Origin of the sequence: Luteipulveratus halotolerans, from assembly GCF_001247745.1 — a bacterium.
GTDB classification, from domain to species: domain Bacteria; phylum Actinomycetota; class Actinomycetes; order Actinomycetales; family Dermatophilaceae; genus Luteipulveratus; species Luteipulveratus halotolerans.
In genome coordinates, this window is sequence record NZ_LAIR01000002.1 from 1,307,358 (window position 1) to 1,321,558 (window position 14,201).

Annotated in this window: 16 protein-coding genes; 5 read left to right on the forward strand and 11 right to left on the reverse strand. The window is 71.5% G+C overall.

The features are described 5' to 3' along the window. From VV01_RS06770 to VV01_RS06795, 6 genes are read right to left on the reverse strand one after another with little or no spacing between them, the layout of a single operon-like run. Complete coding sequence (locus VV01_RS06770) at positions 1-765, reverse strand: adenosylcobinamide-GDP ribazoletransferase (RefSeq protein WP_071606313.1); 765 nt, start codon at positions 763-765, stop codon at positions 1-3. Next, positions 758-1,318, reverse strand: coding sequence for a bifunctional adenosylcobinamide kinase/adenosylcobinamide-phosphate guanylyltransferase (locus VV01_RS06775; protein ID WP_050669229.1), 561 nt, complete (start codon positions 1,316-1,318; stop codon positions 758-760). Before VV01_RS06775 ends, VV01_RS06770 begins: the two co-directional genes overlap by 8 nt. Before the next feature lie 31 nt (positions 1,319-1,349). After that, complete coding sequence (locus tag VV01_RS06780; RefSeq protein WP_082220855.1) at positions 1,350-2,189, reverse strand: ECF transporter S component; 840 nt, start codon at positions 2,187-2,189, stop codon at positions 1,350-1,352. Further along, a complete protein-coding gene (locus tag VV01_RS06785) occupies positions 2,189-3,796 on the reverse strand; it encodes an ABC transporter ATP-binding protein (RefSeq protein WP_050669230.1) in 1,608 nt (535 codons plus the stop codon). Before VV01_RS06785 ends, VV01_RS06780 begins: the two co-directional genes overlap by 1 nt. Next, positions 3,793-4,914 carry an energy-coupling factor transporter transmembrane component T gene (locus VV01_RS06790; RefSeq protein WP_082220856.1) on the reverse strand — a complete coding sequence of 374 codons (1,122 nt, stop codon included), beginning with the start codon at positions 4,912-4,914 and terminating at the stop codon, positions 3,793-3,795. Before VV01_RS06790 ends, VV01_RS06785 begins: the two co-directional genes overlap by 4 nt. An 18-nt stretch (positions 4,915-4,932) precedes the next feature. After that, positions 4,933-5,622 carry an SCO2322 family protein gene (locus VV01_RS06795; protein WP_050669231.1) on the reverse strand — a complete coding sequence of 230 codons (690 nt, stop codon included), beginning with the start codon at positions 5,620-5,622 and terminating at the stop codon, positions 4,933-4,935. 467 nt (positions 5,623-6,089) lie between these two features. Here VV01_RS06795 and VV01_RS06800 point away from each other — a divergent pair, with 467 nt between their 5' ends. Then, positions 6,090-7,247, forward strand: coding sequence for an NAD(P)-dependent malic enzyme (locus VV01_RS06800; protein WP_050669232.1), 1,158 nt, complete (start codon positions 6,090-6,092; stop codon positions 7,245-7,247). Positions 7,248-7,325: 78 nt separating this feature from the next. On the opposite strand, the gene VV01_RS06805 is transcribed toward VV01_RS06800, so the two are convergent. The 4 genes from VV01_RS06805 to VV01_RS23810 all read right to left on the reverse strand — a co-directional run bounded on the left by VV01_RS06805 (position 7,326) and on the right by VV01_RS23810 (position 10,041). Then, the gene (locus VV01_RS06805; protein ID WP_050669233.1) at positions 7,326-7,943 is read right to left on the reverse strand and encodes a DUF937 domain-containing protein; all 618 of its coding nucleotides are present in this window, start codon (positions 7,941-7,943) and stop codon (positions 7,326-7,328) included. A 101-nt stretch (positions 7,944-8,044) separates the two neighbouring features. Further along, positions 8,045-8,719 (reverse strand): response regulator, encoded by a 675-nt coding sequence (locus VV01_RS06810; RefSeq protein WP_050671771.1) that lies wholly within the window; start codon positions 8,717-8,719, stop codon positions 8,045-8,047. Beyond that, positions 8,716-9,894, reverse strand: coding sequence for a sensor histidine kinase (locus VV01_RS06815; RefSeq protein WP_082220857.1), 1,179 nt, complete (start codon positions 9,892-9,894; stop codon positions 8,716-8,718). Before VV01_RS06815 ends, VV01_RS06810 begins: the two co-directional genes overlap by 4 nt. 9 nt (positions 9,895-9,903) lie before the next feature. Then, positions 9,904-10,041, reverse strand: a complete 138-nt coding sequence (locus VV01_RS23810) for a hypothetical protein (RefSeq protein ID WP_197275005.1) — start codon at positions 10,039-10,041, stop codon at positions 9,904-9,906. Here VV01_RS23810 and VV01_RS06820 point away from each other — a divergent pair. The 3 genes from VV01_RS06820 (at position 10,040) to VV01_RS06830 (ending at position 12,052) form a co-directional block, all read left to right on the forward strand. Beyond that, the gene (locus tag VV01_RS06820) at positions 10,040-10,936 is read left to right on the forward strand and encodes an ABC transporter ATP-binding protein (RefSeq protein ID WP_197275006.1); all 897 of its coding nucleotides are present in this window, start codon (positions 10,040-10,042) and stop codon (positions 10,934-10,936) included. The genes VV01_RS23810 and VV01_RS06820 overlap by 2 nt on opposite strands. Then, positions 10,933-11,748, forward strand: a complete 816-nt coding sequence (locus VV01_RS06825; RefSeq protein WP_050669235.1) for an ABC transporter permease — start codon at positions 10,933-10,935, stop codon at positions 11,746-11,748. Before VV01_RS06820 ends, VV01_RS06825 begins: the two co-directional genes overlap by 4 nt. Before the next feature lie 88 nt (positions 11,749-11,836). Continuing rightward, positions 11,837-12,052 carry a hypothetical protein gene (locus tag VV01_RS06830; RefSeq protein ID WP_050669236.1) on the forward strand — a complete coding sequence of 72 codons (216 nt, stop codon included), beginning with the start codon at positions 11,837-11,839 and terminating at the stop codon, positions 12,050-12,052. Positions 12,053-12,056: 4 nt separating this feature from the next. Here the strand turns inward: VV01_RS06830 and VV01_RS06835 are convergent, their stop codons facing one another. Then, positions 12,057-12,647, reverse strand: a complete 591-nt coding sequence (locus VV01_RS06835; protein WP_050671773.1) for a DUF3043 domain-containing protein — start codon at positions 12,645-12,647, stop codon at positions 12,057-12,059. 112 nt (positions 12,648-12,759) lie between these two features. On the opposite strand from VV01_RS06835, the gene VV01_RS06840 reads away from it, so the two are divergent. Beyond that, a complete protein-coding gene (locus VV01_RS06840; protein ID WP_050669237.1) occupies positions 12,760-14,148 on the forward strand; it encodes a hypothetical protein in 1,389 nt (462 codons plus the stop codon). The last annotated feature ends 53 nt before the right edge of the window (positions 14,149-14,201 follow it).

Genomic DNA, 14,201 nt, shown 5'->3' on the forward strand with positions numbered 1-14,201 from the left:
TCACACGATGGCGGCGGCCACGAGCAGCGTTGTGGCACAGGCGATCTCGACGACCGCCCCGAGCGTGTCGCCGGTGATCCCACCGATGCGCCGTACGACGCGCAGCGCCACGGTCGCAGCAGCGAGCAGGGCAGCGCACACGACGACCGGGCCCGACCACCACGGTGCCTCGGCTGCGCCGGCTGTGGCAGTGGCGAGCGCGGCCACGGCGAGCGCCACACCCACCAGGCCTGACCGCGAAACGCTCTCTGCCACCAGCGATCCCAGACCCTCGGGCCGTGCGGCACGAAACCCGCGAGTGCACGCGAAGGTGATGGCCAGGCGACTTGCGACCACCGCGACGGCGGCCACCGTCGTACCCGATGTCGTGGCGAGAAGCGTTGTGCCACAAGCGATCTGGAGCGCAAGGGTCACGACGAGCGTCGACGCTCCAGCCGGTCCGACGTCGCCGGTGCGCATCACCTCGAGGGCTCGCTCGGGGTCGTAGGACGCCGTGAGTCCGTCGGCGGTGTCGGCGAGGCCGTCGAGGTGGAGCGCGCGGGTCGACAGAGCGAGGACCGCCACGGCCAGGACGGCCTGGACGAGCGGGCTCAGGTCGACGACACGTGCGAGCATGAGGACGACCGCGACCGGCACGAGCAGGAGCACGGCGACGAGCGGTGCGAGCAGCATCGCGCGGCCGGCCGTACGACGGTCGACCGAGCGGGGCGCCGGGACGGGGAAGGCCGTCAGCGTGCCGACGGCGAGGCGGGCGGCGTCAGGCAAGTGCGCCCGGCACGACAGGGCTGCTGCTCAGGTCGATGACCCGCCCGGCGACGATCAGGTGGACGCGGTCGCTGACGGCGCTCAGGGTGGCGTTGACACGCCCGAGTGCGTCCTGGAACAGACGACCCGACGCGGTCTCGGGCACCACGCTCATGCCGACCTCGTTGGTGACGGCCACGATGTCGTAGGGCGCGTTGGTCCACAGCGCGACCAGCTCTGCTGTGCGCTCCTGGACGATCGTGAGCGCCTTGTCGCGGTTGTCCCAGGCCTTGGCCGCGTCGATGGTGCCGGTCACCCAGTTGCCGATGCAGTCGACCAGGGAGGGTGCCCGGGCACTCAGGATGGCCCGGGTCACATCGGTGCTCTCGACCGTGGTCCAGCCCTCGGCGCGTCGGGCCTGGTGCTCCTCGACGCGCGCCTTCCAGTCGCCGTCGTCCTCGTCGGGGAGCGGCCCCGTGGCGATGTAGGTGACCGCGTCGGCATCGTCGAGCAACGACTCGGCGTAGCGGCTCTTGCCGCTGCGCGCACCACCGAGCACCAGCGTCGTGGTCATGACTCCTCCTGTCACCCGAGGACCTTGCGAGTCACTGTAACCCCGGTTCGTGCCGTTCCTCGTACGCCGACCGGTCGCCCGTGGTACGGACCGTCGGGGAGAACGACGCCCGGCGTACGGCGCGCCGCAGCGCGGCGAGGACCGGGCGCGCGGCCACGAGCACGAGCACTGCCGTGAGGACGCCGCGGGGCAGGTCCCAGCCGAGGGAGGTCAGACCGTAGAACACCGCGTAGTGCGCGAGCTGGGTCGTGAGTCCGTCACCGGCGTCGAACCCGGCGCCGGCGGGCGCCGACGTGCCGAGGAACGGCCAGAACCACAGGTTCATCACGACGCCGTAGAGCAGGCCGCTCAGCAGCCCGTAGGCCGCGAGCATCCAGCGTTCGGCCCGCTCGGGGACCCGGGGGAGGAGCGCAGCGCCGAGACCGACCCAGCCCGTGGCGACCATCTGGAACGGCGTCCAGGGGCCGACACCGCCGGTGAGGAACGCTCCCGTGATGATGGCGAGCGCGCCGAGCAGGAACCCGGCCGTGCGGCCGAGGACCCGACCGCCGAGCACCACCAGGAAGAACATCGGCTCGAGCCCGGCGGTGCCCGCGGACAGCACCCGGAGCGCACCGCCCATCGCCGCGAGGACACCCAGGGTGGCGACGACCTTGGCGTCCATCCCACCGCGACTGAGCTCGGCGAGCAGCACCGCTCCGATCAGGGCGATCAACGCCGGGAAGAGCCACGGCATGGAGTGGTCGCCCGCGAGCGCCGCCTGGGAGTCGACGAAGAACGGCCAGGTGAACGACAGGACGCCGATGACGGTCACGAGGGTCATCGCGACGCTCGAGGTCCACGTCCAGCGCACGATCTCGTGACGGCGCATCACGACTCCTGGAGGCCGGGCGGGTCGGGCACCTCGGTCACCGTGAGGTAGGGCAGCGGATGCATGATCTTGGCGACCTGCGGCGCGAACGCCGGTGACTCGCACAGGATCTCGCGCGCCGGTCCGTGGCCGATCAGCTCACCGTCGGCGATGAGTACGACGTCGTCGGCCACCTCGGCAGCCATCTCGACGTCGTGCGTGGCCATGAGCACCGTGCGGCCCTCGGCTGCGAGGTCGCGGACGACGGCTCCGAGCCGTTCCTTGGCGGTGTAGTCCAGTCCGCGGGTCGGCTCGTCGAGGAGGACGACCGCAGGTGCGCCTGTGAGGACCACCGCGAGCGCGAGCAGAACGCGTCCGCCCTCGGACAGGTCACGCGGGTGCTGGTCGGCGGACAGGTGCGGGGCGAGCCGGTGCAGGAGCGCTGCGCAGGTGCCCGCAGGTCGGGAGAAGTCGTCGTCGGCAGCGGAGCACTCGCGTCCGACGCTGTCGTGGTAGAGCAAGGACGCGGCGTCCTGGGGGACGAGCCCGACGTGGTGGATCAGGCGGCGTGGCGGCGTACGAGTGGGGTCCGCACCGTCGACCCGCGCAGTGCCTGATGTCGGTGAGACGACGCCTGCGAGGCAGCCCAGGAGCGTCGACTTGCCGGCCCCGTTGCGTCCCATGAGCGCCGTCACTCGACCTGGCGGCAGTGCCAGGTCGACCTCGCCGAGCACGGTCGTGCCCCGTCGGCGGACGTGAAGACGACGAGTCGTGACGAGGGGGTCCGCTGCCGTGGGCCCGACCGGATCCGTGGGCGACGGCAGGCTCGCCCGAAGCGGCTCGGCTCGTCGCCGGGCGTCGCGGATCGACAGGGGGAGCGGAGCCCAGCGCTGCTGGCGGCCGAGGCGGACCACAGGTGGCGCGATGGTGGACTGCGCCATCGCCTCGGCCGGGTCGAGCAGGGGCGACAGGACACCGTCCGTCACCAGCAGCACGCTGTCGGCGTGGTGCACGACGCGTTCGAGTCGGTGCTCGGCGAGCACGACGGTCACGCCGAGGTCGTGCACGAGCCGGTGGACGGCGGCGAGGACGTCCTCGGCGGAGACGGGGTCGAGCGAGGAGGTCGGCTCGTCGAGGACGAGTACACGTGGCCCTGCAGCGAGTACGGACGCGACGGCGACCCGCTGCTGCTGCCCACCGCTGAGCTCGCGCAGCGGTCGGTCGCGCAGGTCAGCGACGCCGAGGACGTCCAGGCTCTCCTCCACCCGTCGACGCATCGCCGTCGGACGCAGTCCCATCGTCTCCATGCCGTAGGCGATCTCCTCCTCGACGGTCTCGGTGACGAAACCCGCGGCTGGGTCCTGCCCGGCGAACCCGACCACCGAGGCGAGGTCGCGGGGGCGGTGGTCCCGGGTGTCACGTCCGTCGACGACGACGCGGCCCTGCAGGTGGCCTCCGGTGAAGTGGGGGACGAGCCCGTTGAGCGAGCGCAGCAGTGTCGACTTGCCGCTGCCGGTCGGTCCGACCACGACGACCAGGTCGCCTTCGGGCACCCGGACGCGACCGGTGCTCAGATGGGGTCGGGGCGCGTCGTCGTACGTCACCCGCACGTCGTCGAGCTCGATCATGAGGCCGCCTCCGACGCGCGGTCCTCCAGCGCTGCACGGCGTGGCGGGCGAGGGGCCAGCGCGCCGGCCAGCAGCGGCACCAGGAGCGCGATGAGCAGCGTGGTGGACACCACCGGCCACGTCGCCGGTACCTGCGGCGGAGTGATCCCGGCGCTGCCGCGCGCGCCGACGACGAACACTGCCGTCGTGGCGACACCGGCGCTCGCGACCACCAGCGTCTCGGGCAGCCTCCACGGGTCACGGCGGTAGGGCGTACGGCGGTCGCGTCGGCTGCCGGTCAGCAGCGCGGCGCCGGCGCACAGGCAGCCGAGCAGCAGCACGGGCAGCCCGAGAGCGGTGGGCGTCGAGGCGTCGAGCAGGCCGTAGACACCGACGAGCACGCCGACGAGCCCGACCATCGTCAGCGCCACCGAACGCCGGTGCGCGGCGCGACCGAGAGTCATGCGACCGTAGCCGCGCGACTCCATCGACGCCGCGAGCGACAGCGAACGCTCCAACGAGCTCTCGAGCACGGGGACGACGAGGCGAGACATCTCACGGATGCCGTTGCCGCTGTGACCGCGCAGCCGACGCGCCGTGCGGATGCGGGCCGCGTCATCGGCCAGCGCCGGCACGTACGTGAGGGCGACCACGACAGCCGTGCCGACGTCGTACAGCGTCGCGGGGACGTAGCGCAGGAGGCGACGCGGGTCGGCGAGCACGTTGCAGGCACCGACGCACACGAGGATCGTCGCGAGCTGGAGCCCGTGGTACGCCGCGTCGAGAAGACCCTCGAGCTGGACGGGTCCGCCGAGGCGTACGCCGGCGAGCCAGTCGGGCAGCGGGACCTCCGGGAGCGTGAGCAGCGTCGTCCGACCGCCGACGCCGCTGCCGAGCAGCACCGTCATCACCACACGGATGACGATCGCGACCAGCGCGATGGTGAGGAACACCCCGAGCGTGCCGCTCGCGCCGGTCTCGCGGCGCAGCAGCACCACCCAGCCGACGACGGCGAGCAGCACCAGCAGGTAGACGGGGTTGGTCGTGCGGGACGCGGCCGCGGCCAGCAGCAGACCCCAGACCCACCACGCCGCTGGGTGCAGCAGACGCGGTCGGGACAGCAGGTCGGCCGGACTCACGACAGGACGGTCGACGCCTCAGGCGGACTCGGTACGCCGCCGACGCACGAGGGTCAGCGCGGCACCGGCGAGCAGCAGGACGAGCACCGCGCCACCGATCAGGAGCGGGGTGCGGTTGCTGGAGTCGTCGGACGACGAGGCGGCGTCGGTGCTGATCGCGATCTTGTCGTCGGCGGCCTTGGCCGCCGCGCTGACGTTCTTGACCTCGCCGCTGCACCCGGACGCCGGCCAGCTGTCGACACCGCAGACCTGAGCCTTCTCGGTGCGCACAGTGGCGACGGCCGACAGCACGTCGGCGCCGGTGGCGTTGGTCGGGACCTGAGCGCAGGCCGCCTTGGGCTGGGGCGGGGTGCCCGACTCGGCATCCGCGGCCCGGCCGTAGTCGAGGACCACCGCGACCCGCTTCGTACCGTCCTTGGCCGGGGTGTCCTTGCAGGCGGCCTCGAAGGTGACCACGCCACGCGGGGTACGGGTGTCGGTCTCGCCGGCGACGGCGAAACGCCAGCCCTCCACCGAGCCGTCAGCCGGACGGGTCTGAGCAGCGCCCTTGGGGGAGAAGGACCACGTCGTGCCCTTGAGCTGGTAGTAGCCCCAGTAGCGGTACGCAGCCGCGGACGCCGTCGGCGCGCTCAGCAGCCCGAGCAGCACCGCAAGGGCAGCGGCGGCCGCGAGCACGGGCACCGCACGGGTGAGGGGACGAACGGTCATGATGAGCCTCCTGCCGGATCGAGGGCGGCAGGAGAGACCGAGGTCTCAGGGGCCGGCTCGTCCGCACTCCGCGACGGATCTTCGATGGAGCCGAGCCTGACGGGAGGTGCTCCGGCTCGCGCGGTGAGGCGCACACGGTTGCGGGTCAGCGCCGGCGTCTCACCGGCTTTCCCTCGTCCGACAGGTGTTCGGTGGCTGAACGGTCCCACTCGCCCCTGCGATTGTCAAAGTCCCGCAGGTCCGTCAAGAAGGCCCGATGTTGACCGCGGCGCTGGTTCGCATCTCCCTTGACGAGACGCGCAGACCGCAAGTTCTGGAGTTCTTTCGACCGGTGTGCGAAAGTGGCGGCAGCCGCGGATGACCCCGCCTCGACCGATCGCCACACCAGGCAGCCCACCGGTCCCGACTCCTTCCCGGAGTCGCGCACGCCTGCCATCTGCTCGATCTGCTTCCCGAGGTGATCTGCCATGACGGCACTGGCCCCTGAGCCCGGCCCCGACACCACCGGACCCGTCTTCGACGCCCACGAGGGCGGCAAGCTGGAGTCCACGCCCACCAAGGCCCTGCGCGACCGCAAGGACCTCTCGCTGCTGTACACCCCCGGTGTTGCCGACGTGTGCCGCGCGATCGCCCAGGACCCGTCGCTGTCCTTCCGCTACACCACGCGCCGCAACACCGTGGCCGTCGTGACCGACGGCACCGCCGTGCTCGGCCTGGGTGACATCGGTCCGGTCGCGGCCCTGCCGGTGATGGAGGGCAAGTCGGTGCTGTTCAAGCACTTCGGCGGCGTCGACAGCGTGCCGGTGTGCCTCGAGAGCGGGTCGGTCGACGAGCTGGTCGAGGCGATCGCCCGGCTCGCGCCGACCTACGGCGGCATCAACCTGGAGGACATCTCGGCGCCGCGGTGCTTCGAGATCGAGCGCCGGCTGCAGGAGCGTCTCGACATCCCTGTCTTCCACGACGACCAGCACGGCACCGCCATCGTGGTGCTGGCCGCGCTGATCAACGCGGCCCAGGTCGTGGATCGGTCGCTCGAGGGCCTGCGCGTCGTGATCTCGGGAGCGGGGGCCGCGGGTGTGGCCATCGCGGCGCTGCTCCGTCGCAGCGGCGTGCACGACATCGTCGTCTGCGACTCGCGCGGGATCATCGAGCCCGGCCGTGAGCAGCTCGCCGACCACAAGCGCCGCATCGCCGCGACGACCAACCCACGCGGTCTGCAGGGCTCCATCGGCGAGGCGCTCGAGGGCGCGGACGTGTTCGTCGGGGTGTCCGGTGGCACCGTGCCGGAGGAGCTCGTCGCGACGATGGCCGATGACGCGATCATCTTCGCCCTCGCCAACCCCGACCCCGAGGTCCACCCCGACGTCGCCGCGCGGCACGCAGCCGTCGTCGCCACCGGAAGGTCGGACTTCCCCAACCAGATCAACAATGTGCTCGCCTTCCCCGGTCTGTTCCGCGGCGCTCTCGACTCCGGTGCGTCGGCGATCACCGAGCCGATGAAGGTCGCCGCGGCTCGCGCGATCGCTGCGCTGGTCGAGACACCGACCGCGGGCGAGATCGTGCCGTCGGTGTTCGACGAGCGGGTCGCTCCCGCGGTCGCGCAGGCGGTTGCCGACCTGGCCTGAGCCGGGCCACAGCACGACGAAGGCGCCGTACGCCGGAGATGCTCCGCGCGTACGGCGCCTTCGTGCCGTTCGGTGGGTTCAGGCCTTGCGGCCACCACCGAGGAGATCGCCGAGGATGCCGCCGAGGCCGCCCGCGCCGGACTGCCCGCCGCCCTGCTGACCACCGCCGATCAGGTCGCCGAGGATGTCACCGAGGCCGCCACCACCCTGCTGGGGCGCCGGCGCCTGCTGGTCCTGCGGCGCGGGCGTCTGCTGCGGTGCGGGCGTCGGGGTCTGCGGCGCCGGCTGCTGACCGCCGGCGGTCCCGCCCTTGAGGATCTTGTTGGACAGGTACGACAGGACGATCGGCGCGAGGATCGGCAGCAGCTTCTTGATCAGGTCGTTGCCACCCGCGCCGCCGATGCCGCCGAGCTGGTTGACCACCGCGTCGCGGTTGGCGCCGAACACGTGGTTGACGATCGTGTCGCCCTCAGCCGGGTCGACCTGGTCGGGAGCGGGGATGCCGCCCTGGTGCTGACCGAGAGCCTCGGTGAGCGACGCTGCGCCGCCCTCGTCCTGGGCATTGGCCTGCATACCACTCAGCAGGGCGGGAACGGCCTGCTCGACGGCACCACGCGTTGCCTGCTCGTCCGCGCCGACCTGCTGGGCCAGCTGGTTGATCGGAACCTGCGCGAGAATGTCCTCGACTGCACTCATCACGGTCCTCACTCACGTGGTCGGCCCGGTGCCGACCGTGAGCCCCCACAGTAGGGACAGGTGTCGGCCACGTCACCCGGCGCGCGGCGTACGCCGATCGCTCAGCTCAGCTGCGCGTCGTGCACCAGGATCGCGACCTGCACCCGGTTGGCGGCATCGAGCTTGGTGAGGAGCCTCGACACGTGGGCCTTCACGGTCGGCACGCTCATGTAGAGCTGTTGGCTGATCTGGGCGTTGGACAGCCCCTGGCCGACGGCGACCGCGACCTCGTGCTCGCGCTCGGTGAGCACGGCGAGCCGCTGTCGGGCGCGCTCGGGGCGCGAGGTGTCGCCGCCGTTGCTGATGCGCGCCATCAGCGAGGCGGTGACCTGCGGCGAGAGGATCGGTTCACCGTCGGCCACAGCCCGCACCGCCGCGACGAGCCGCTCCGGCGGGGTGTCCTTGAGCAGGAATCCCGAGGCGCCGACGCGGACGGCCTGGACCACCATGTCGTCGGTGTCGAAGGTCGTCAGGACGATGACGCGCAGGTCGTCGCCGTGCTCGGCCACGAGGCGCTCGGTCGCGGCGATGCCGTCCATCCGTGGCATCCGGATGTCCATCAGGACGACGTCGGGCGCGCTCTCGCTCGCGGCGCTCAAGGCGTCCTCGCCGTTGCCTGCCTCGCCGACCACCTCGATGTCCGGAGCGCCGCCGAGGATCATCCGCAGCCCTGCCCTGACGAGTCCGTCGTCGTCGACGAGGAGGACACGGGTCACGGTGGAGCGGGCGTCGTTCACGTCGACCACGGTAGCCACGCGCTGAGAGTGAAGTCCTGCTTGCGGTCGACGCCATAGCGCAGCTCGCCCCCGGAGAGCACCGCTCTCTCAGTCAGGCCGAGCAGCCCGAGACCGGCACCGGGGACGGCGGTCGCGGTGTCCTCGTGGGGTACGGGATTGGTCACCTCGAGCGAGAGCCGGTCACCTGCCTCACCGTGCACCGCGATGGTCACCGGCTGGCCCGGCGCATGCTTGCGAGCATTGGTGAGACCCTCCTGGATGATGCGAAATGCATTACGGGACAACACTTCTGGCATGGAGGCGACATCGGCGGCGAGGTCGAGTCGTACGTCGGTGCCCGCCATCCGGGCGGCATCGATCAGATCGGGCAAGTCGCCGAGGATCGGCTGTGGCGCCTCGGGCCGGGCGTCGTCCTGGTCAGTGGCGCGCAGGACGCCGAGCACCTCGCGCAGCTCGGTGAGCGCAGTGTGAGCGTTGCTCTGGATCACGGCTGCTGCCTCTCGTACCTCGTCGCGGCTGAGGTCCTCCCGATAGGTCAGAGCGCCAGAGTGCATCGCCACCAACGAGATCCGGTGCGCGAGGACGTCGTGCATCTCGCGCGCGATGCGGGCACGCTCGGCGACCTTGGACTGCGCAACCCGCAGCGACTGCTCCCGCTCGGCGGTCTCGACGCGTTCGCGCAGCCCGGCGACGAGCTCTCGTCGGGCGCCGATCGCGAGGCCCGCTGCGATGCAGAACGCGCTGGCGAGCACCGCGAACACCAGGTTGGTGAGCCGGTCGGTGAACGTGTCGTCGCTGGGGAAGATGACGGCGAAGACGATGCCCGCGACCGTCCAGATCACGCCGGTGGGGACGATCTGCCGCCAGTTGCGGTGCGTGCACAGCGAGATCATGGCGATGCCGCCCGCACCGACCGGGCTGAGGGCGAACGCCGAGATGACGGCGAGGACCGTCGCCACCGCCCACGGCCACCGCCGGCGGTACAGCAGCACGACGAGGCTGAGCGCACCGAGCGCGAGGTCGACGAACGGCCACAGGTCGCCGTCCTGGTAGAACCGCGTCCTGCCCTCGGCCATGACTCCGAGCCAGGCGATCACTCCGCAGAACCCGCCGAGGCCGAGGCGCCACACCTCGCCCCACACGCGGCGGCGTCGACTCATCGGCAGGACTGACACGCCCTGAGGCTACGACGGCTGCGGGGCCGGGTCGCCGTCGTTCGACCGAGGGTGGACCAAGGGCAGCCAGGTCGCGACGAAAGTCTGCCCTGTCCCCGACCCGCGGCCGATGCGCTCGGAGGAGTCGATCAGCAGGCTGGTGGTCATGATTTCGGTAGAGAACCTGACGAAGCGCTATGGCGGGTACACCGCCGTGGACGATGTGAGCTTCGCTGTCCGTCCGGGGGCCGTGACCGGGTTCCTCGGACCGAACGGCGCCGGCAAGTCGACGTGCATGCGGATGATGTGCGGGCTCACCCCGCCGACCTCGGGCACGGCCACCGTGCTGGGCAAGCCGTACGCCGCCCTGCCCAACCCCGGACGTCACGTCGGCGTCCTGCTCGACGCCTCGGCGCAGCACGCCGGGCGTACCGGCCGCGAGGTGCTGACGCTCGGCGCGATGGTGATGGGCATCGACCGCAGCCGGGTGGACGAGATGCTCGACCTGGTCGGGCTCTCGGAGTCCGAGGCGAGCCGACGCATCCGCAACTACTCGCTGGGGATGAGGCAGCGGCTCGGCATCGCGCACGCGCTGCTCGGTGACCCGCAGGTGCTGATCCTGGACGAGCCGGCGAACGGACTCGACCCGGCGGGCATCCGCTGGATGCGCGGCCTGCTGCGTGGGTACGCCGACGAGGGCGGCGCCGTGCTGCTGTCCTCTCACCTGCTGCACGAGATCGAGGTCGTCGCCGACGAGCTCGTCGTCATCGGGCGCGGCAGCATCGTCGCCCAGGGCACCAAGGCCGAGCTCATGGCGGCCTCCGGTACGACGGTGCGCACCACCGACGACGCCGCCTTCGCCGGGCTGCTCCAGCAGGCCGGACTGGGCGTGACCCCGACGGCATCCGGGCTGCAGGTCGAGGCGGATCCGCTCGCGATCGGTCAGGTCGCCGCCCGCCACGGCGTCGTCCTCACCGAGCTGCGTCAGGCGAGCTCAGCCGGGCTCGAGGAGATGTTCCTCCAGCTCACCGCCTACGACGCACGTGAGGAGGTGGCGGCATGAGCACGGTCGAGCCCGCAGCGCCCGCGCGGGCCGGAGGCGTTCGGCTGCCGTCGCGCCTGGCGCCGCCGGAGGCCGGCGGAGTGCCGTTCGGCCGGCTGGTCGCCGTCGAGCTGCGCAAGCTCGTCGACACCCGGGCCGGACGCTGGCTGCTCATCGGCATCGGCGCCCTCACGGCTCTCGTCGTCGGCATCGTCTTCTTCGCCGGCAGCGCGACGGACGGCAAGGACTTCGCAGACTTCGTCAGCGCGACCGTGATCCCGCAGAACATCCTGCTGCCGATCCTCGGCATCCTGGCGGTGACGTCCGAGTGGTCACAGCGGACGGGCCTGGTGACGTTTACGCTCGAGCCGCACCGGGCCCGAGCAGGTTGGTCCAAGCTGGTCGCCGCCGTCATCCTCGGCCTCGCCGTCGTCGTCGCCGCACTCGTCCTCGCCGCCGTGGCGACCGCCCTGTGCCAGGTCGTCCGTGGCAGCGACCCGTCGTGGGTCGAGTGGAAGCCACTGACCGGGGTCCTGCTGGGTCAGGTCTTCGTGGTCCTGCAGGGCGTGGCGTTCGGCATGATCCTGCGCAACACCCCGGCCGCAGTCGTCGCCTACCTCGTCCTCCCGACGCTGTGGTCGGTGCTGGGCGAGTCCGTCAGCTGGCTCAAGGACGCCGCGACGTGGCTCGACATCAACCAGGCCCTGCAGCCGATGTTCGACGGCACGATCCACGGCGACCAGTGGGCCAAGGTCGGCGTCGCCGGCCTGGTCTGGGTCGTGGTCCCGTTGCTGGTCGGCATGTGGCTGCTGCGTCGTAGCGAGGTGAAGTAGCACCTCGCCCGCAGTCACGCGTGAGCCGGTGGGAACCTCGGGGGATCCCACCGGCTCACGCGTGCCGGGGTCGGCCTAGGGTGAGGCCATGACCGGAGCGTGGCGCTGGACCTATGAGGACGAGACCGGTGCGCCGGTCAGCGGAGACCAGCTGGTGACGGCAGGGTTCCCGACCCAGAGCGATGCCGAGTCGTGGCTGGGGGAGCAGTGGCGCGAGCTCGCCGCGCACGGCGTCAGCGCGGTGACCCTGCACGAGGGCGAGACCGTGGTCTACGGCCCGATGAGTCTGTCCGACGGCAGCTAGGGCGTCACTTCCACGACGTGTCGCCGCGCGAGACCTGCGGCTTCGGCATCCGTGACATGCGCATCTGGAAGGACCGCATCACGGTGTAGGACGCCGATCCGCGCGGAGGCTCCTCGCCGAACTTCGCGACGATCGCCTTCTTCGTACGACGCCACAGCAGGTAGGCGTCGACGATCCCGATGAGCACGATGCCCCAGACGGCGATCATCGCGACACCCTGCAGCACCGGCACGCTGCCGCCGATGATGATCATCACGAGGACGAGCAGCATCAGGGGCAGCAGGATCTCGCCGACGTTCCAGCGCGAGTCGACGGTGTTGCGGATGTACCGCTTCACCGGACCACGGTCGCGCACCGGCAGTGCCGACTCATCGCCCCGGTTCATGGCCTCACGCTTGCGCACGCGCTCCTCGCGCGCCGCCTCGCGGGAGGCCTTCTGCGCCGCCTTGCGGTCGGTGGGCACGAGCGGCTTGCGACGGGCGGCTTCCTGGTCTCGCCGCTTGGGCGTCGGCCGGTTCTTGGCGCCCGGACGCTCGGTCACCTCGGGCTCAGGGTCGACCGGCGTCTTGTCGTTGTCCTTCTGGCGGCGAAACACGTGGGACACCCTAATCCGCGCGGGGTGATGGGGTGGAATCGGTGACAGGGCTCACGACATCGAATAATGCTGAATTACCGAAATCATAACGCGGGCACAGCAAGATGCTGCCATGCCCGCACACCTGACCCGGCTCCTCGCCGTCCTGCTGCTCGCTGCCGTCCCGCTCGGCCCCACGAGCGCACGAGCCGCCGCAGCGCCCGAGCCGCCCACCAACCCCTACCTCGGGCCGGTCGGCACAGCCACGATGCACGGCGACGCGGGGTCGTCCGACGTGACGCCGTACGCCGGCCCCGGAGCCAGTCCGTCGCAGGTGACGACAGTCAGCCGCGGCGCCGCCTGCCCCACCATCCTGATCGGCAGCGACGGACTGCTGGTCTCGCTCTGCACGCGCATCCTCGGTCGTACGCCGGTGGCCCAGCTCTCGGCTCCCGACGGTCGGCTGCTCGCCGAGCTCGAGCTGGCGAAGGGCTCGTTGCTGGGCGGTGTCTACGCCTTCCTCGACCGCGACGACCGGCTGGTGGTGGTCGACGGTCACGGCGACCTCCTGCGCATCGCCCACGCACGAGACGCCGCCGGCCGCTACACGCTCGCGGCAGTACGGCGTACGCCGCTCGCGTCCGTGCTCGGCGACGACGCAGTGGTCGGCCTGGTGCCCGACTGGTCTGGGCGGGTGGTCATGGCGACCGCGGCCGGGCGCGTCCTGGTCCACGACGGCACCACCGGCAGCACCCATGCCCTGACGCTCGGCGTCGGCGAGCGCATCGACAACACGATCGCGTCCTCACCAGCCGGTGCGCTCATCACGACCTCGCACGCGACCTATCTCGTGCGCACCGACCGGGGCGTGCCCACGGTGCGGTGGCGCGCGGCGTACGACCGGGGCTCGGCGCGCAAGCCCGGCCAGCTGAGCTGGGGCAGTGGAGCGACCCCGACCTTCTTCGGCCCGCGCACGGGTGCCGACTACGTCGCGATCACCGACAACGCGCGGCCGCAGGCCCACGCCCTGGTCTACGCCGCCGGGACCGGCCGGCTGATCTGCTGGGTCCCGGTGCTGACGCCGGACCGGTCGGGATCGGAGAACTCGCCCATCGGGTACGACCGGTCGGTCTACGTGGCGAGCACGTACGGCTACCCGTACCCGGCGTACCCCGACGGCGCGGGGACGTCGGACCCGGTGGCTGCACCGTTCACCGGTGGCATGGAACGCATCGACGTCGACGACGACGGCCAGGGCTGCCACCGCGTGTGGGCGAACGAGGTGCGTTCGGCCGCGGTCCCGCGCCTGTCCACGGCTGACGGGCTGATCTACACGACGACCCGCGACGCGTGGGGCGCGTTCCGAACCGCGGCGATCGACTCGGCGACGGGCGAGCTGAAGGGCGAGCGCTGGATCGGGTGGGGCCTGTTCTCGGACAGCCTGCAGATGGTCGGCAGCATCGCGCCCGACGGTACGCAGTACCAGGGCACGGTGTCCGGCTTCGTGCGGATCCGACGCTGATGGCTACGGTGGCCCGGTGAGCCACGTTGACCTGCCTGCTGACCGACTCGAAG

Bases quoted from the DNA above. Each gene is read 5' to 3' on its own strand.
- VV01_RS06780 (WP_082220855.1), bottom strand. From the start codon at position 2,189: ATGCGCCGTCACGAGATCGTGCGCTGGACGTGGACCTCGAGCGTCGCG.
- VV01_RS06825 (WP_050669235.1), top strand. From the start codon at position 10,933: ATGAGCACGGTCGAGCCCGCAGCGCCCGCGCGGGCCGGAGGCGTTCGG.
- VV01_RS06775 (WP_050669229.1), bottom strand. From the start codon at position 1,318: ATGACCACGACGCTGGTGCTCGGTGGTGCGCGCAGCGGCAAGAGCCGC.
- VV01_RS06805 (WP_050669233.1), bottom strand. From the start codon at position 7,943: ATGAGTGCAGTCGAGGACATTCTCGCGCAGGTTCCGATCAACCAGCTG.
- VV01_RS06795 (WP_050669231.1), bottom strand. From the start codon at position 5,622: ATGACCGTTCGTCCCCTCACCCGTGCGGTGCCCGTGCTCGCGGCCGCC.
- VV01_RS23810 (WP_197275005.1), bottom strand. From the start codon at position 10,041: ATGACCACCAGCCTGCTGATCGACTCCTCCGAGCGCATCGGCCGCGGG.
- VV01_RS06820 (WP_197275006.1), top strand. From the start codon at position 10,040: ATGATTTCGGTAGAGAACCTGACGAAGCGCTATGGCGGGTACACCGCC.
- VV01_RS06830 (WP_050669236.1), top strand. From the start codon at position 11,837: ATGACCGGAGCGTGGCGCTGGACCTATGAGGACGAGACCGGTGCGCCG.
- VV01_RS06785 (WP_050669230.1), bottom strand. From the start codon at position 3,796: ATGATCGAGCTCGACGACGTGCGGGTGACGTACGACGACGCGCCCCGA.
- VV01_RS06840 (WP_050669237.1), top strand. From the start codon at position 12,760: ATGCCCGCACACCTGACCCGGCTCCTCGCCGTCCTGCTGCTCGCTGCC.
- VV01_RS06800 (WP_050669232.1), top strand. From the start codon at position 6,090: ATGACGGCACTGGCCCCTGAGCCCGGCCCCGACACCACCGGACCCGTC.